This is a genomic window from Rheinheimera marina (assembly GCF_042654345.1).
In the GTDB taxonomy this organism is placed as follows: Bacteria; Pseudomonadota; Gammaproteobacteria; order Enterobacterales; family Alteromonadaceae; genus Pararheinheimera; species Pararheinheimera marina.
The window spans coordinates 356,272-372,370 of the sequence record NZ_JBHSGB010000001.1 but is presented as its reverse complement, the minus strand read 5'-3'; the positions used below and the strand labels follow the sequence as shown (position 1 = coordinate 372,370).

General features: G+C 53.7%; 15 protein-coding genes. 6 read left to right on the top strand and 9 right to left on the bottom strand.

Annotated features, from left to right (window positions below; translation table 11 throughout):
- Positions 1-60 precede the first annotated feature (60 nt).
- A complete protein-coding gene (locus ACFO3I_RS01785; RefSeq protein ID WP_377331261.1) occupies positions 61-243 on the top strand; it encodes a hypothetical protein in 183 nt (60 codons plus the stop codon).
- Between the two features lie 269 nt (positions 244-512).
- Here ACFO3I_RS01785 and ACFO3I_RS01780 read toward each other — a convergent pair whose 3' ends face one another.
- Genes ACFO3I_RS01780 through ACFO3I_RS01770 form a run of 3 tightly spaced genes read right to left on the bottom strand, consistent with a single transcriptional unit; the run spans position 513 to position 2,439 of the window.
- Positions 513-1,307 carry a DUF4198 domain-containing protein gene (locus tag ACFO3I_RS01780; protein WP_377331260.1) on the bottom strand — a complete coding sequence of 265 codons (795 nt, stop codon included), beginning with the start codon at positions 1,305-1,307 and terminating at the stop codon, positions 513-515.
- 4 nt (positions 1,308-1,311) lie between these two features.
- A complete protein-coding gene (locus tag ACFO3I_RS01775; RefSeq protein ID WP_377331259.1) occupies positions 1,312-1,797 on the bottom strand; it encodes a DUF2271 domain-containing protein in 486 nt (161 codons plus the stop codon).
- A 27-nt stretch (positions 1,798-1,824) separates the two neighbouring features.
- The gene (locus ACFO3I_RS01770; protein WP_377331257.1) at positions 1,825-2,439 is read right to left on the bottom strand and encodes a PepSY-associated TM helix domain-containing protein; all 615 of its coding nucleotides are present in this window, start codon (positions 2,437-2,439) and stop codon (positions 1,825-1,827) included.
- 218 nt (positions 2,440-2,657) lie between these two features.
- Between ACFO3I_RS01770 and ACFO3I_RS01765 the strand changes: the two genes are divergently transcribed.
- From ACFO3I_RS01765 to ACFO3I_RS01750, 4 genes are all read left to right on the top strand, one after another.
- Complete coding sequence (locus ACFO3I_RS01765) at positions 2,658-5,078, top strand: TonB-dependent receptor domain-containing protein (RefSeq protein ID WP_377331256.1); 2,421 nt, start codon at positions 2,658-2,660, stop codon at positions 5,076-5,078.
- A 164-nt stretch (positions 5,079-5,242) separates the two neighbouring features.
- On the top strand, positions 5,243-6,244 hold the full coding sequence (locus tag ACFO3I_RS01760) for an SMP-30/gluconolactonase/LRE family protein (protein ID WP_377331254.1): 1,002 nt from the start codon (positions 5,243-5,245) through the stop codon (positions 6,242-6,244).
- Between the two features lie 67 nt (positions 6,245-6,311).
- Positions 6,312-6,998, top strand: coding sequence for a response regulator (locus tag ACFO3I_RS01755; protein WP_377331252.1), 687 nt, complete (start codon positions 6,312-6,314; stop codon positions 6,996-6,998).
- A gap of 1 nt (position 6,999) precedes the next feature.
- Positions 7,000-8,469, top strand: a complete 1,470-nt coding sequence (locus ACFO3I_RS01750; protein WP_377331250.1) for a sensor histidine kinase — start codon at positions 7,000-7,002, stop codon at positions 8,467-8,469.
- Between the two features lie 7 nt (positions 8,470-8,476).
- Here ACFO3I_RS01750 and ACFO3I_RS01745 read toward each other — a convergent pair whose 3' ends face one another.
- Together ACFO3I_RS01745 and ACFO3I_RS01740 are read right to left on the bottom strand one after the other, a co-directional pair.
- Positions 8,477-10,330 carry an Ig-like domain-containing protein gene (locus ACFO3I_RS01745; protein WP_377331248.1) on the bottom strand — a complete coding sequence of 618 codons (1,854 nt, stop codon included), beginning with the start codon at positions 10,328-10,330 and terminating at the stop codon, positions 8,477-8,479.
- A gap of 100 nt (positions 10,331-10,430) precedes the next feature.
- Entirely contained in the window at positions 10,431-10,853 is a 423-nt protein-coding gene (locus tag ACFO3I_RS01740) for a M23 family metallopeptidase (protein ID WP_377331247.1), read from the bottom strand.
- A 71-nt stretch (positions 10,854-10,924) separates the two neighbouring features.
- Here ACFO3I_RS01740 and ACFO3I_RS01735 point away from each other — a divergent pair, with 71 nt between their 5' ends.
- On the top strand, positions 10,925-11,152 hold the full coding sequence (locus ACFO3I_RS01735; RefSeq protein ID WP_377331246.1) for a hypothetical protein: 228 nt from the start codon (positions 10,925-10,927) through the stop codon (positions 11,150-11,152).
- A gap of 57 nt (positions 11,153-11,209) precedes the next feature.
- Here the strand turns inward: ACFO3I_RS01735 and ACFO3I_RS01730 are convergent, their stop codons facing one another.
- Genes ACFO3I_RS01730 through ACFO3I_RS01715 form a run of 4 tightly spaced genes read right to left on the bottom strand, consistent with a single transcriptional unit; the run spans position 11,210 to position 16,098 of the window.
- Positions 11,210-12,223 carry a GGDEF domain-containing response regulator gene (locus tag ACFO3I_RS01730; RefSeq protein WP_377331244.1) on the bottom strand — a complete coding sequence of 338 codons (1,014 nt, stop codon included), beginning with the start codon at positions 12,221-12,223 and terminating at the stop codon, positions 11,210-11,212.
- 19 nt (positions 12,224-12,242) lie between these two features.
- On the bottom strand, positions 12,243-13,208 hold the full coding sequence (locus tag ACFO3I_RS01725; protein ID WP_377331242.1) for a chemotaxis protein CheB: 966 nt from the start codon (positions 13,206-13,208) through the stop codon (positions 12,243-12,245).
- Complete coding sequence (locus tag ACFO3I_RS01720) at positions 13,205-15,430, bottom strand: hybrid sensor histidine kinase/response regulator (protein ID WP_377331240.1); 2,226 nt, start codon at positions 15,428-15,430, stop codon at positions 13,205-13,207. The genes ACFO3I_RS01725 and ACFO3I_RS01720 overlap by 4 nt, the downstream gene beginning before the upstream one ends.
- A complete protein-coding gene (locus ACFO3I_RS01715) occupies positions 15,427-16,098 on the bottom strand; it encodes a chemotaxis protein CheW (protein WP_377331238.1) in 672 nt (223 codons plus the stop codon). Before ACFO3I_RS01715 ends, ACFO3I_RS01720 begins: the two co-directional genes overlap by 4 nt.
- Position 16,099 lies beyond the last annotated feature (1 nt).

Here is a 16,099-nt window from a genome sequence, read left to right as displayed (position 1 = left end):
ACAGCTGTAGTGTCTAGCATGACGACGGCCTGAGTGCCTGAAGTCGGTAAGCTGGGGTACATGCTGGCATCGCCCCCAACCGCTATGGAGCAGTGGGTTGAATTGGTCGAGGTCCATTTGATGGATGCAGAGGCGCCTTTTTTTGCCACAGAAGCAGGGGCGCTGAATGACGAAATGACCGGGGTATCTGGGATCGGTGTATTGGATGTTGCGATTCTGTTGTTCGCATCATCCATTTTATAGTACACAGTGGATGATATGGATGCATTAGAGACTTCAATCAGCCTGCCTCTGGCGTCATAAATATGCTGGGTAGTATTAGCGTATGTTTCTGTACTGGATACGCAAAGTGCAAGCAGCCATAGGTGTCGAATGGTTTTAAAACAAAGCATTGGGCTCATTCTTCCTTGAGCCTTATTTGGGGAATAATGATTCTGGATTGAAATGACGTGGCTGTAAATGGTTTTTTTATGGGAACGTAAGGGCTGCTTTGCAGCCCCATTGAATAAAGCTTAAGGCAGTGTCGCTTCCAGCGTCAGGGTTAAGCCTTCGTTTTGTTGGTCGGCTTTGGCGGTGGCGGCTTTGTTGCTGTAGTGCGCTTCAATTAAAAAAGCGCCGGCTTTGCTTGGGGTGTAGCTGAACTGGCCGGTGGCGTCGGTTTTAAACTCGATACGGCCAGCTTCGTCGCGGTAGCGTTCACCTTCAGTGGAGACATCCAGTTCGACCCCTGCAGCAGGTTTGCCGTCAACCAAAAAGGTAAAGGTGACTGGTTCGCCAGCCACTATGTCGGCCGGGTGCACAGAGCTCTTAAACTCCAGGCCTTGGTTGGTCAGTTCCAGCACTTTGTTGCTTGGTTTGTTCACGGTAATAAAGGCCATAGAGCGGTTGCGGTTTTGCATGGTCACCACGTCGGTGGCGTTGGCTGGCAGCTCTTTGGCGCGGCTTTCTTTATCGGCCATCAGGCGCTTGCGCTCACCGTTGACTTTATAGGCAGTGAAGTAGCGGGCCGGGCCAGCCATTTCCAGCCGGTAGGTGCCTTCCTGCGTCAGCTCCACATCCACCTGAGATTTACGTTTACCCTGGTATTTGTGCGCAATGGTTTCCACCTGGCCTTGTGGGTTGACCAGGCGCACGTTGTCTGGCGACACGCCTTTGTCGACGGCGAAGGTCATATTGCCGGCTGAAACGTCAGCAGACACCCAGGTGCCGGTTTTACTGGCGACAAAGTGGCTGGGTAAAATAAACAGGGTGTGGGCAGACACGGCTGTGGTGGCCAGCAGTAACGAGGCCAGAGCAAGTTTTTTCATTGGCTTAATCCTTGTTGAGTTGAATGTTGCCCAGCTCGATGCTGGCAGGGATTTGTAGTTTTACCGGCTGACCATTCCAGTCAAATTCTTGTTTGGCCAGGTTACGCCCGCCTTGTTCGCGGGCGGCTTCCACCAACAACAGGTATTTGCCTGGCGCTACTGCATTGCCCTGATCGTCTTTGCCGTCCCAGCTCAGCTTGTACTGGCCCGGGCCTTTGGTGGCACCTGTGTTGGCGTCGACTAAGGCTTTGTCTGAACGGCCAATTTTGCGCCAGAAGCGGCGTAAGTCTTTAATCCAGTCCGGTTTTTCTACCCAGGTTTGGATCAACCGCACCGGCTGTTGCTGCTCGTTTTCAATCCAGACCGCCACATAAGGCCGGTGGTAGGTACCAGTGTCGATGGCCGGAATTTCCAGCTGAATTTGCAGGTCGTTGGCGTGCGCCAGGCCGCTGCTTAACGCCAGCGCCAGCAGCAAAGGTTTTAATGTCATAGGCTTTCCTTGTATGTCCAAAGGTGGTTAGTGCAACGAGGCGATATAGGCCACCAGCGCCAGTACCACTCCTGCCACTGCGGTGGCATTACCAAAATCACGTTGCGATGGCTGACGCCACAGCAGATAAAAACCCGATAACGCAAATAAAATGCAGGTCACGGCGGTCAGGTCAATCAGCCATTTCCAGCTGTCGCCGGCATAGCGGCCTTTGTGTAAGTCGTTGGCCAGTGCCAGATAACCGCCAAATTCAGTGTCTATTTCGGCCGTGCGGCTTTCCAGGTCGATCACCACGGCGGCGTAACCGGCCGGGCGTTTAAAGTCCAGCTCCAGCACCGCGTCGTCTGGCATCAGGTTCAGGCTGTAACCACCTTTGAGCTGATACTCAGTGCGCAGCCAGTTCACATAAGCCGCTGTCGCAGTGGCTTGTTCTGCCTCGTCCAGCGCCAATAAGTCGGGCAGGCTGTCCGGCAATGGTACTTGCTGCGACTGAGTAGTTTTGCCGGCACTAAGGGTCCAGTTTGGGTGGTTCAGGGTGATGCCGGTGATGGCAAAAAACAGCATCAGCACCAGCACCAGCATGGCGCTGTAGCTGTGTAACCAGCGCATCCAACGGGCCCAGCTTGAGGTTTTCAACAGCATTCTCCGAAAAAATTTGCCTGCATGTTAATGAGAACGGTTATCAATGACAAGAAGGTCGCGGTAAATTTCAGCAGATTTACGTCAAATTTACATAAGGGTTCTGTTGCAATTGAAAATAGTTATCACATGCGGTTGATCTTGAAATAAGAATGGTTATCATTGTCCACCTTTACAAAGCTTAACTCAAATTAATCAAAACCTACGGATAGGAGTCCGCTGTGCTGCAATCCCGCCCCGCCAAGCTCGCTTTAGCGCTTCAACTTGTGTTTGCCTCAGGCGTCGCTTGGGCTGACGACAATGTAAAAACCGATGACACTATTGAAGTGATTGTTGTCACTGCATCTGGTTTTGAGCAAAAACTGGTAGATGCACCGGCTTCTATTTCCGTAATTACCAATGATGAGCTGAAAAACAAACCTTACACCACCTTGCTGGATGCGGTGCGTGAACTGGAAGGGGTGGACATAGGTGAAACCCGTGATAAAACTGGCCAGGGCACCATTAGTATGCGTGGCATGGGTGCGGATTACACGCTGATCCTGGTGGACGGCAAACGACAAAATAACCACGGCGACATTTACCCGAATAACTTTGGTGGTAACCAGTTCGGGCATATGCCGCCGCTGGAAGCTGTTGAACGTATTGAAGTGATTCGTGGCCCGGCCTCTACTTTATATGGAGCTGATGCTATGGGCGGCGTCATTAACATTATCACCAAAAAGGTAAGCGACGAATGGGCGGGTTCCATCGGCCACAGCCGCACTTTGCAAAGCGATGACCACTATGGCGAAGATATTACCACTGACTTTAATGTGGCTGGCCCACTGATACCCGGCCTACTGGGCATGTCCGTCCGTGGCAGTGCATACAATCGTATGGCCTCCAGTCCGGCCTATGCGTCAGTCGCTTACCCGAATGGTGAAGTACGTGAGCGTTCTCTGGGTTTTGGTGCCGGTGGCAAAACAGTCGATAACGACAACGAAGTATTGGGTGGCCGGTTAAGCTGGACGCCAACAAGTAACCAAAGCATTTGGTTTGACATTGAAAGCTCTAATCAACAATACGACAACACGCCTATTATCAACGACAACGGCAGCCGCGAGTACCCGGTTGGTACGGTCGATAACATTACCAGCATCTGGCAGGCCGGTAATTTCTGTCTCGGTGCTACAGGCAACAACCAGAATGCCTGCCGCACCAATGGCGGTGTCTGGTCACGCCGGGCTAACCCTCAGGTGGGGTACAGCGAGACTCAGGAATTCAGCCGCGACACCTGGTCGTTAAGTCACGAAGGCAAATGGGATTTTGGCAACAGCTTTGTGTCCCTGGCCTATGTAGACACACAAAATCATGGCCGCACCATGCCGTTTACCACGGCAGAACGTAGCTTATTGCTCAGTATGTTTGATGGCACCGGCCCTTATGCCGGTATGCCGGTGGATGACCGCAGAGCGTTGGCGGAAGCGACGTTCCTGCCACGGCCCAAACGGAAAATGTCCAGCAATCAATATACGCTGGACGCCAAGCTTGATATGCCTTTCGAGCTTGCTGGCCAGCATGTGTTGGTGACCGGTGCACAGCTGATCCGTGGTGAGCTGGAAGATGGAGTCTTTGGCATGGAAAGCGGCAATCCTGGCGCCGTGCAGGAACACAATATGTGGGCTGTTTTTGCGGAAGATACCTGGGATTTAACTGAAGCTTTCTCGTTAACCACTGGCCTGCGTCACGATGACCACCAGGTCTTTGGCAGTCAGCTCAGCCCACGTTTATACGGTGTCTACACCCTGAATGACGCCTGGACCCTAAAAGGTGGTGTGGCTACCGGTTACAAGACACCAAAAACCTCGCAGCTGTACCCTGGTATTGTTGGTTTTGGTGGCCAGGGCACATCGCCACAGTTTGGTAACCCTGATTTGCAGCCCGAAACCAGCGTGTCAAAAGAAATTGCGCTGTACTGGAATGGTGCAGACAACCACAACTTCAACATTACCTTGTTCCAGAACGATTTTGACGACAAAATTGATTCACAACCATGCGGCCCAACCACCAGCATTGTCTGCACCAGCACCGGTGAATATGCCAATTTAGGTTATGCCACCAGCAGTAAAACGGTCAATATCGACAAAGTGACTATTCAGGGCGCAGAGCTTGCCGGTCGCTGGCAAATCAGTGAAGTGCTGGCGTTGCGTGGTAACTACACCTACACCGACAGTGAACAAAAGAGCGGGGCAGAACAAGGCTTGCCTTTGGGGAATAGCGCCAAACATATGGCCAACCTGACGCTGGACTGGGCGGCAACGGACTTACTGAATGTATTCCTGACCTCAGAATACCGGACCAAACGCTTTTTATCCTGGGATGCAAACAACAGCAAAGAACGTTATTACAAAGCCTATGAAGTGGTGCATTTAGGGGCTTCGTACCGCGCCAGTGACTCGGTGACGTTAACAGCCCGGATCAACAATCTGTTTGATCAGGATTTTACCGGCTATGACATCAGCTTTGTTGAGTGTGATTCAGGTTCCAGTTGTGTGCTGGACAGCGCAGGTGGAAATGGCTATCAGGCCACCTTTACGGATCACTTTAACAACAAAGACAAAGCACGTAACCTCTGGTTTAGCATAAATGTGACCTTCTAATTCTCTGTATTAAAAGAAAAAAGCCGGGTAACCGGCTTTTTTTTTCCCTTAGATGTCTCTGCCCTTTATGTTTTTTTTCAAATCCGCAGTTCGGCTCATCAGGTCATGGACCGACAGCTCGCAAGCTTGTTAAGCTGAATCATCATTCAAAAGGGACATAGTCTATGAAATTTGTGTGCTTGTTTGCGGCCAGCCTGACCGCGACTGCGGCAGTTGCCGCTTCGATTCAGAAAGACCCTGTGCAGGTGAATGACCCTGCCATGTTGCAGATTGTGGCGGCCGACGCGCAATTTGAGCTGCTGGCTGAGGGGTTTCGTTGGGCGGAAGGGCCTGTGGTGGAGCCGAAAACAGGTGCTGTGCTGTTTTCTGACGTGCCGCAAAATACGGTCTGGCGCTGGCAGCCAGGCAAAGGCGCCAGCCCTTACCTGCAGCCTTCTGGTTACAGCCAATTGAACCAGGAGGAAAATTTAGGCGAAGGCTCCAACGGTCTGATCTTCAACCAACAAGGGCAGCTGGTGCTGGCGCAACATGGTAACAGACGGCTGGCGCTGTTCAACGGCATCAAAGATGGCAAGCCTGGCTACCAGACACTGGTAACCGCTTATCAGGGCAAGGCGCTGAACAGCCCGAATGACCTGGTGCAGCACAGCAGTGGCGCTTATTACTTTACCGACCCGCCATATGGCCTGAAAAATGCGGACCAATCGGAGCAGAAGCAGTTGAGCTTTAATGGCCTGTACCGCTTTGAACCGGGCAAACCGCTGCAGTTGCTGACGGATAAGTTAACCCGGCCCAATGGCCTGGCGTTTTCGCCGGATCAGCAGTTTTTATATGTGGCCAACTCAGACCCACAAGCAGCGCAGTGGTGGCGTTATGCGGTAAAAGCAGACGGAACTTTGGGCGGCGCGGAACTGTTTTTCGATGCCACAGACAAAGTAGCCACTGAAGCCGGCTTACCCGATGGTTTGAAAGTGCTGAAGTCGGGCCATTTGCTGGCGACCGGGCCTGGTGGAGTATGGCTGTTTGATGCCAAGGCGCATCATCTGGGCACCATCCGCACCGGCGTGGCGGCAGCCAATGTGGCGCTGAGCCCTGATCAGCAGTGGCTGTATGTGACGGCGAGCAGCACTTTGCTGCGGATCCGTTTAAAAGCCCCGAGTGTTTAGTTATGTAAATCCGCTCAATTACTGTGCAGCCGGGCGTTAAAATGGCTGAATGAATGAGGAGTCCGTTTTGCACCATATTTTATTGATCGACGACGACCGTGAATTGACCTCTATGCTGAGCACCTATTTGCAGCGTGAAGGGTTTCAGGTGGATGTGGCCAACGACAGCCAGTTGGGCCTGCAGCAGGCCGCCACGCCAGGCATTGAACTGGTGGTGTTGGATGTGATGATGCCGGGGCTGGATGGCATTTCATTGCTCAAACAGTTGCGTCAGACCAGCCAGTTGCCGGTCCTGATGCTGACCGCTAAAGGTGACGACATTGATAAAGTCTTGGGGCTGGAATTGGGCGCCGATGATTATGTTGCCAAACCCTGCCTGCCACGTGAGCTGATGGCGCGCATCCGCGCCATTTTGCGCCGGGTGCAGCAACAGCAAAATACCGGCTCAGAAGAGCTGAAAGTCGGGCCTTTGCAGCTGGATTCCGGCAATCGTCAGGCCCGGCTGAATGGCGAATTGCTCAGCCTGACCGGCGCTGAGTTCAGCGTACTCTGGTCGCTGGCGGCGCAAGTGGGCAAAGTGGTCAGTAAGGCCGAATTATCCCAGGCGGCTTTGGGTAAAGTGCTGACCCAGTACGATCGCAGCCTGGATGTGCATATCAGCAATATCCGCCAAAAGCTGGGCAAACGCTCAGATGACCAGCATTGGATCAGCGCTGTGCGTGGTAAAGGTTACCAACTGATGCGACACGACTGAGATGGGGCAGATTTTCTGGAAATTTTTACTGGCATTTTGGGTGGCCTTGCTGCTCGCCGGTGCTTTGGTCTGGGGGGCGGGCCAGGCCAGCCAGTATTATTCCGAGCAGAGCGGCGGCAGCCAGCATTTCCTGATCACACCACCGATGCGGGTGGTGCTGGAGTCGATGCAAATTCTGCTGCAGGACGGCGATTTCCGTGCACTGGAAGTGGTGCTCAAACGCTGGGATCAGGAGCCGATGGCCCGTGACCAGGTTTTATTGGTCAACAGCAAAGGCGAGGATTATTTAGGCCGGGTGGTGCCGGATAACTGGGCCGATCTACTGCAGGCACAAAGCGGCATGCTGCCACAAAACCCAACCAGCCCATGGTTCTTTTTGCTGCAACCGCGCAATGAGTCGGTGTTGGAATGGTTTCGTGGCATTCGCGCCGTGGCGGTTAACGAACCTGAGCGACGTAATGGCCCTCCACCGCCCCCGGGTGAGATGCGGTTTGACGAGCCAGGGTTCAGGCCTGAACCAGGCGGTCCGCGGCATTCACCTGGCGGCCCTCCGCCCTTTAAGCTGCCATTCTGGTGGCATCCGTTGTTTTTGGTGGCGGCCGTTGCGTTGACCAGTCTGGGCGTCAGTCTGGCGCTGGCCTGGTATTTCGCCTCGCCGGTACGGCAATTAAAGCTGGCGTTAAGTTCGTTAGCCAAAGACCGTTGGCTGACCCAGCTCGGGCCCAAAGTCACGGGCCGGGGCGATGAGTTTGGCGCGCTGGCGCGCAGTTTTAACCTGATGGCGCAAAGTGTGGAGCAGGCCATCAGCGGCCAGCAGCGTCTGCTGCATGATGTGTCACACGAACTGCGCTCACCACTGGCCCGCTTGCAGCTGCTGGTAGCGCTTGGCCGTCAAACGCCAGAGGATACCCCGGCTTTATTGGATAAAGTGGAAGCCGAAACGCTGAAGCTGGACCGGCTTGTGGGTGAAATACTGACCTTCTCCCGGCTGGACAGTGGCGCTATGCCTGTGCAGCCGCATGAACTGGATTTAGTCGAGCTGGCCGAGTCGGTGGCTGAAGATGCGCAGCTGGAAGCCCAGGCCAAACAAATTCGGTTAACCACCCGCCTGCCCGCTGAGCAGCCGCTGACCAGCGACGGCGAACTGCTGGCCAGAGCGCTGGAAAACCTGCTGCGAAATGCGCTGAAATTCAGCCCGGAAGGCAGCGAAGTACAGCTGCGGTTGCACAGTGATAGCGGGCACGTTTTACTTGAAGTATTGGATCAGGGACCGGGCGTCGGCGAGGCCGATTTGCTAAAGCTTTGTCAGCCGTTCTTCCGGGCTGATAATCAGCAACCCGGCGTTGGCCTTGGCTTGTCGATAGCCCGCCGCGCGGTGGAAAGTTGTGGTGGCCAGCTGGAACTGAGCAACCGGCTGAACACTGCAGGCCAGAGATGCGGGTTTTGCGCCCGCATCCGGTTGCCCGCCTGATTGGCACTTAGGGGATGCTGACGGCTATATCTAACCGCGCATCTCCAGCAATTAAGGTGATAGTGGCTGCATCTCCACTGCTTCCGCCTGCCACTGAAATGTCCAGATTACAGTAGCCAGCGGCATTTGTTCTGCGGTCGTCTCTGTTGGCACAATATGGGCTGACAGTCACCACCAGGCCGCCTGCATTCTGGCCATAAGACACCAGTTCAGTGATCGGCATAAAGGGCAACGCAATCTCCTTTTGATCAACCAGTTGCAGCGCTACCGTACTGGTTTTACTTATTGCGGTGGTATTGGCACTTAATGATAACGGGCTGATGGCGCTAAAGCAGGCCTGGTCATTAAGGCTGGTTGCGCCTGAACCGCTGGCTTCGGCCACTATCCAGACCTGAGAAGACGCCATCGGTGACTGGCGCGTGTCGATATCGGTCGGCAAACAACCGTGCAAAATGCTGCTGTTGTCGGCCGGGTAAGTCAGGTAAAAGGTGGCATTACCGTCTTTGGTGATGGCCTGGCCGCTGACTAAGTCTGCTTTTGCCGGGTCGGTTCCGGATACCTGAGCGCCCAATAAAGAGGCGCCAATCAGGTATTCCAACTCAGCGTCGGTATTTTGGTAGGCTTTGTTCACCTGAACTCTGCTGCTTTCGCTGGGCGCCACAGCGACAAAGCGGCTTTTGTCTTCAGCTTGTGCATTGAACAGCAATACCCTGTCCTGCGCCTGAATATAGCGGCTGGTGTTGTTGCGGGTGATCACTGCACTTTGGAATAACGCATTGCTGAGATCGGTCAGATTGGCCTGGCCTTGCACTGTGCTGGCCAGACCATCGGCCACTGTCTTGGTGAAGCCATAGTCAATCACCGGCTCTCGGTTGGAGACTAACACGCTGTCAATCACACCCAGGTTGATCACGGTGCCGTCGGCCACCGGGTTGCCGTGGCGGTCGGTGACCAATAAACCGCCCAGTTTGCGGTAAATGCCATTGCCAAGGTCAGTGATGCTGTCGGTGACTGGATAGCTGAATACGATGCTGTGAGCCGGGCCTGACGCAATGCTGATGGTCGATAGGGTGGCACGAATGGCCGGGTTATACGGCTGGCCCTGGTCATTCAGGGCTTCGGCACTAAGTTCAATCACACCGGGCAGGCGGCCTGAATTCAGGGTCACAGTGGCTACCCCACCCTGACTGGCCACATCCAGGCTTTGTGATGCTTTAATCACTTCACCAGACGCCTGACGGCCGGATAAAGTCTCGCCACCATTTGGTGAGGTGACCAGCGTCACCCGCACATTATTAATGCCTGCTGGCGCATCTTTCGCCGCTGCGCCGGATGAGGTGAGCAAACGGATAGTAATGGCCGAACTTTCTAACTGACTGACGCCACTGACATAAAGTGCGCTTTCAGAGCTGGAAATCGCCAGGGTGGTTGGGTCTGGTAGTTCGGGCTGCACCACAGTGCCTTCAATGGTGACCGTGGTACTTTGTCGTAACCCGTTTACATAGGCCGTGATGGTGGCCGTGCCGGGCTGAGCTCCGGGGTAGAGCCGGACCGATGCTTGCCCGCGTTGACTGCCATTGTCAGTTTTTACACTGGATTCGGTCACGACTGTGTCCGGGCTGAAACTGCCAAGACTGGTAGAAAACTGCACTGTGGCGTTGGAAAGCGCAGCACCGTTTTCATCGGAAACCGTGGCTGTAATGGTGACAAATTGGCTGGGGTATGCCGTGTTCAGCAAAGTAGACGACAAACTCAAGTTGGATACAGTGGTCGCTTCGTCTGTGCGATCCGAGGAACAGCCGGAGATTAGCAAAATGCTGGCCAGACATAACAACCAGCGATTCCAGTGGGAACTCAACATCGTCATCATCCTTTGAATAAATACATCAACTGCAAAAAACGACTCAGTGTACTGAGCCTGTTCCTGTTTGTATATCTAACTGTAACGTTGGGGTTAACTGCTAATTTGCATTCAGCGGTAACGAACTGGTGAGAAAGGGCAAAAAGCCTTTCGGGTCCTGTGGCACACTGCCAAGCCAGATTTCAAAATGCAAATGCGGACCTGTGGCGCGGCCAGTTTTACCAACCAGACCAATTTGTTGTCCAGCCTGGACAAAGTCACCCATCCGCACATCCAGCCGTGACAAATGGGCGGACAAACTGGTCAGCTTGTCACCATGCTCAATCAGTACCGCATTGCCAAAAGCTTTATCCAGACTGAAGTTGTCGGCACTGAGCACCACACCTGAACTGGCCGCGTAGACTGGGGTGCCTTGCGGCGCGGAAAAATCAATGCCGTGATGCTTACGGCCGCGGCTTTTCAGCACATAGTTGGCAAAACCTGAACTTATTTTGGCGCCGGGCAGCGGGTGCACAAATGTCACTGGTGCCGCTGGTGCAATGACCGGAAGGCTCTGTGGAGTTGTTTGGTCAGCGGGTGGCGGAGTCTGGCTACATGCTGTCAGTACGCACAGCAGCAGCAAAAACAAAAAGCGCAGTAAATTCAAGAAACCTCCTCAGGTGCAGCATCTATCATAGCGATGATAAAAACCCTGAAGCCAGCACTATCTGGCGGCGTTGTGATATTTGGGGTGCTGCCTGGTTATTTTTTGCTCAGACTGACGATGAGCCTGCAGAAGAGCAGTGTGAAACCATCAATGGTGTCGATTTCTGTTATCAGTAGACAAAAAGCAGGCCTGTTTCCGGCCTGCGTTGTTAACGCTAAATGGGAGTGCCCGAATCAGCTTTGCTGCGGCGCATATTGGTTTTTGCCTGCCGCTTTAGCCTGATACAGCGCGTCGTCTGCTTGTCGAATCAGCGCGGTGGTTTGCTGTTGCTGGTCAGGCAGAATACTGGCTACACCGATAGACACTGTTACGCAGCTATTTTCCGCCGGTTTTACGTGGGTAATTGCGGCCTCCTGCACCTGTTGGCGGATTTTTTCTGCCACCAGACAGGCCCCGCTCAGGTTGGTATTGGGTAGCAGTACCACAAACTCTTCACCACCATACCGAGCTGCGACATCGGCGGGCCGATAACAGTTGTTTTTAATGACCTGGGCTATTTTCTGTAAAGCGACATCCCCGGCAACATGGCCAAAGGTATCGTTGTAATATTTAAAGTAGTCGACATCGATCATCAATAACGACAGCGGAGCCTGCTCCCTTGCTGCTCGCTTCCATTCAATTTCAATGCATTCGTCGAAGTGCCTGCGGTTAAACAGAGCGGTCAGTGCATCAGAGCGCATCAGCTTCTCCAGCTGCAGATTGGTTTCCAGCAGCTGTTGCTGGCTGTTGCGCAGGGCTTTAAAGATTTCATCCCGTTGTTTTAACGCCAGATACGCTTTGGAGTGATAGCGCAGCCTGGCAAGCAGCTCGACAGCGTCCGGCAGTTTCACCAGATAGTCATTAGCACCTGTGGCAAAAGCGGAACATTTAACGGCAGGTTCGTCTTTGGCAGACAGCACAATGACCGGAATATCTTTCAGCTCATCGTGGCTTTTGTAACGTTTCACCAGATCCAGACCATCCACGCCGGGCATGACTAAATCCTGCAGAATGACAGTGGGTTTAATCAAGAGTGCAGTGTCCATGGCTTTGTCAGCATCTGAGCAAAAATGAAAGTCGATGCCTTCCTGGTTCAACAGCATGCGGCGGATGATTTCACCAACCAGTGCCTGATCGTCTACCAGCAAAACCATCACATTGCTGGTTACATCGACAGATGAAAGGGGCGTTAGGCTATCAGTAGGCACTGCTTTAGTCTCCTGTGGATCACTTCGAACATAATTGAATCAGTCGGGTGGCTATTTTGTCCAGTGATAATACTTCGCTGGCCGCTTTAATATGCACTGCCGCTTTGGGCATGCCATAAACAACACTGCTGGCCTGGTCCTGCGCTATGGTGGGCCAACCACGCTCTTTCATTTGTTTCAATCCCAAAGCACCATCCTGGCCCATACCAGTCAGCAGCACACCAATGGCATGTCCTTGCCAATAGGTGCTGAGACTAGAGAAAAACACATCAATGGATGGCTTAAATAAACTGTTTTCAGGTTGCTGACTCAGTTGCAGCCGGCCCTCTTTGGACACCACTAAATGAGCTTCTGCTCCTGCTATATAGATCACGCCTGGCAACAGAGGTTCATTATGCTGGACCAGCTTGACCCGAAGCGACGTAGCGTTTTCCAGCCATTGGGCCATGCCCGCGCTAAAGCGGCCGTCTATATGCTGAATAATCACCACCGCTGCTTTAAATTCTTTCGGTAAGGCTTTGATCAGTTCAAACAAGGAGCTGGGGCCACCGGTGGAGGCTCCGATGGCAATAACGACTGGGGACTCAGCCGCAAGCTGCGGTGATGACCGGCCCTGATGATGCAAGACATCAAACTGACGGATTTTTTTCAGCAGCAGGCTGAAGTTGAGCTCAGCACCAGATTTCAGCGCTACATAATCTTTGGCGCCGGCGCCTAAGGCTGTAAACACTGTTTTGGTGTGATCCAGGCCATCGGTCGAAAACAACAGCACGGGGCAAGGTAAGCCTTGCAGCATCTGCTCCAGCTCGTTTGACTGCCAGTGTTGGTGCAGTTCCACCAAGACTAAATCCACCGGGTCAGACGTACAGTGTTTGTCGGCCTGGCTGATCTGCTGGCAGCGCCATGCCAGCAGATACTGGCTGCCCAGTGCCTGTTCCAGTGTGCTGTGTTCGCCGGCATGGGCGAGCAACAACCCTAGTTTCATCCTGCAGCATCTCCGATTAGTAACCTGACGGCTTCCAGCAAGGATTCGTCATGGAAGCTGGACTTCGCCAGATAATAGTCTGCGCCCGCTTCCAGTCCGCGATTTTTGTCTTCGTCGCGGTCTTTGTAGGACACCACAATCACCGGCAAGCGGTTAAGCCGTGCATCTGAGCGTACCAGCCGGACCAATTCGATACCATCCATTTTGGGCATATCAATATCTGTGACCACCAGATCAAAGGCCTCTGCCCTTAACATGCTCCAGCCTTCCAGGCCGTCCACCGCGACTTTCACCTGATAGCCCTGGTTGCTGAGCAATTTGCGCTCCAGTTCCCGCACCGTCAGTGAGTCATCCACCACCAGAATTTTCTTACTGCTTTGCTCCGCTGCCTTTTGGCTGAAGCTCAGACTCTGGCCTTGTTTGAGTTCGGTATGGGCGCTGACCAGCACGTCGTCGACATCCAGGATCAAGGTGGGCGAACCGTCCGATAAGACGGCGCCGGCCATCACGCCGGAAATTCGTCCCAGCCGCGGGTCCATATGCAACACCACCAGGTTTTGTTCGCCCAGCAGTTTGTCCACCACCAGACCAATTTTGCGGCCTTTATCCTGTAATATCAACACGGCCAGCGCCTCGGAGGCTGTGGTCACAGACCCAAAGCCGAGCAGCTGTGACAAGGGCAGCAGTGCCACTGCGTCGCCTTGCCACCATAAATGAGGCCGGCCTTCCAGTGTGCTGATGTCGTCCGGTGTCAGGTGCAGCATGGTCTCAATTCGAGGCAGTGGTACGGCGTAGAGTTCTTGTTGCAGCTGCACTATCACAGAGCGAATTACCGAAACGGTGACCGGCAGGCGCAATAAAAATTTACAACCGAGGCCAGGGTTGTTATGCAGCTCAATATCGCCGCCCAGAGTTTTGACATCATGCTGGACTGCGTCCAGACCGACGCCGCGGCCTGACACCGCGCTGACCTGCTTGGCCAGACTGAAGTCGGGTAAAAACAAAAAGGCCAGCAGCTCTTCTTCGTTCATCTGCGCCACAGCCTCGGCTGTGGACAAACCCCGGCTCAGTACGCGCTGCTTAATTTGTTCCGTATCGACCCCTTTACCGTCGTCACTGATTTCCATATAGAGGAAACCTGCCGAGTGCCAGGCGTTCAGCGAAATAGTGGCCAGTTCGGGTTTACCTTTGTCTTTGCGCTGCTGTGGCTGTTCGATGCCATGGTCTACGGCATTGCGCAGCAGGTGCAGCAGCGGTGCTTCCAGTTTATCCAGCATGTCCCGGTCGACCGAGGTCGTTTCGCCTGAGACCTGCAGTTGCACCTGCTTGCCCATGGACGACGACAACTCATACACCATGCGGGCTTTGCCCTGGAATAAATCGCTGAAGGGCCGCATCCGGCAGGCCAACGCGGCGTCGTACAGATTCTGGTTTAGCAGCAGTGTCTGCCAGCTTGTTTCATCGTAGTGCTGCAGGCTGTTGTGCACTTGATCCGAAGTGTCGGTCAGCAACTGGCCTAAATCTGCTAAGGCCGTGTTGAAGTAGTCCGGCAGTTGCTGCTCTACCAGTTTATCGCGCACCGCTTCCAGCATTTTTTTTGCTTGTTGCTGTTTCTTTTTTAGCCGGATCAGCTGCTGGGTAAATTGCTGTGAATTCTTTGAAAGCACCAGGGCCCGGCTGGCTAAATCCAGCAACAAGTCCAGCCGCTCCGACGAGACCCGCACTGTGCCGGAACGTTTTTGTTCTTCATGTGGGCCGCTTTTTTGCTCTGTTACCATGATGTCTGGCTCGGCATCAACCGGCTCAGTGACAACTGGTGTGGCTGGGGCTGCAGTTTCGCTGCTGCTTGGGTTCAGGCAGTTTTTCAGTTGCTGGATCAGGCTCGCCAGTTGACTGACTGTCTGGCCCTGTGCCAGTTGCAGTATTGCCGCAGACCCTTGCATCAGCAGCTGTGTTTGCTGGGGGCTCAGCAATACCTGGCCGCGCATCGCCAGCACTAATAATTCTTCCATTTCATGGGCCAGATCGGCGGCAGGGTTGACCCCAACCAAACGCGCGGCCCCTTTGATTGAATGGGCGGCCCGCATACAGCTTTCCAGCTCTGCTGGACTGGCTGGATGGGTAGATAACCGGATCAGCCCCTGGTCTAATAACTGGGTCTGGGCCTGCGCCTCCAGCAAAAACAGTTCGAGTAACGAGGCATTCTGAAACTGATCGTTCATTGCAGCTCCCCTAACATGGCGCCCATTAAGGCAGCGCAATCCAACAGCGTCAGGTCCAGTTGCTGGTACCGGCCCACCCCCAGGGTAATTGTACTTAACAGTTGATCTGAACTCTGTTGTTTGGCCAGCCAGAATTCAGGCTCCAGTTTATGGATGCCCAGTATCTGATCGACCTGACTGACCAGATGCCCGGAACTATGATTAAGTACCAGCAAACGGGACTGAACGCCTTCGGCTGCCGCTGCAGCGTCAATACTCAGCAATTTGTGTAATGACACCCAAGGTAACAATTGGCCTCTGACGTTGCAGACTCCGAGTAAGGTGGCACTATGGCGGTTCGGTACTTTTCGTACTGTGACAGGCGCAATAATTAAATCCAGAAAGCGGCTGGGAATGGCAAACCATTGCTCACCAAGCCGGAACAACAGGTGCTGGGTGGCGTCCGGGCTTTGCTCTGCTGTCTGGTGGGTCACATGCTCTGCGGCATCAGACCAGGCTAACAGTTGAAACTGATCCCGCAAGTGGGCGGCTGCATCGGCGAAGACTTCGCAATTCCGGCAGTGGGTATGGCGCTGCAGTTTCTCGCAGCTGCGGTTGCCCTGAATCCCTATGGTTTTCCAGCAAGGATCGAAAAACTGTTCCTGGTCGTTGGAGAGTAAAGGGTCCATC

Bases quoted from the DNA above. Each gene is read 5' to 3' on its own strand.
- ACFO3I_RS01785 (WP_377331261.1), top strand. From the start codon at position 61: ATGCTGGCATCGCCCCCAACCGCTATGGAGCAGTGGGTTGAATTGGTC.
- ACFO3I_RS01780 (WP_377331260.1), bottom strand. From the start codon at position 1,307: ATGAAAAAACTTGCTCTGGCCTCGTTACTGCTGGCCACCACAGCCGTG.
- ACFO3I_RS01775 (WP_377331259.1), bottom strand. From the start codon at position 1,797: ATGACATTAAAACCTTTGCTGCTGGCGCTGGCGTTAAGCAGCGGCCTG.
- ACFO3I_RS01770 (WP_377331257.1), bottom strand. From the start codon at position 2,439: ATGCTGTTGAAAACCTCAAGCTGGGCCCGTTGGATGCGCTGGTTACAC.
- ACFO3I_RS01760 (WP_377331254.1), top strand. From the start codon at position 5,243: ATGAAATTTGTGTGCTTGTTTGCGGCCAGCCTGACCGCGACTGCGGCA.
- ACFO3I_RS01750 (WP_377331250.1), top strand. From the start codon at position 7,000: ATGGGGCAGATTTTCTGGAAATTTTTACTGGCATTTTGGGTGGCCTTG.
- ACFO3I_RS01745 (WP_377331248.1), bottom strand. From the start codon at position 10,330: ATGTTGAGTTCCCACTGGAATCGCTGGTTGTTATGTCTGGCCAGCATT.
- ACFO3I_RS01735 (WP_377331246.1), top strand. From the start codon at position 10,925: ATGCTGTCAGTACGCACAGCAGCAGCAAAAACAAAAAGCGCAGTAAAT.
- ACFO3I_RS01725 (WP_377331242.1), bottom strand. From the start codon at position 13,208: ATGAAACTAGGGTTGTTGCTCGCCCATGCCGGCGAACACAGCACACTG.
- ACFO3I_RS01720 (WP_377331240.1), bottom strand. From the start codon at position 15,430: ATGAACGATCAGTTTCAGAATGCCTCGTTACTCGAACTGTTTTTGCTG.
- ACFO3I_RS01715 (WP_377331238.1), bottom strand. From the start codon at position 16,098: ATGGACCCTTTACTCTCCAACGACCAGGAACAGTTTTTCGATCCTTGC.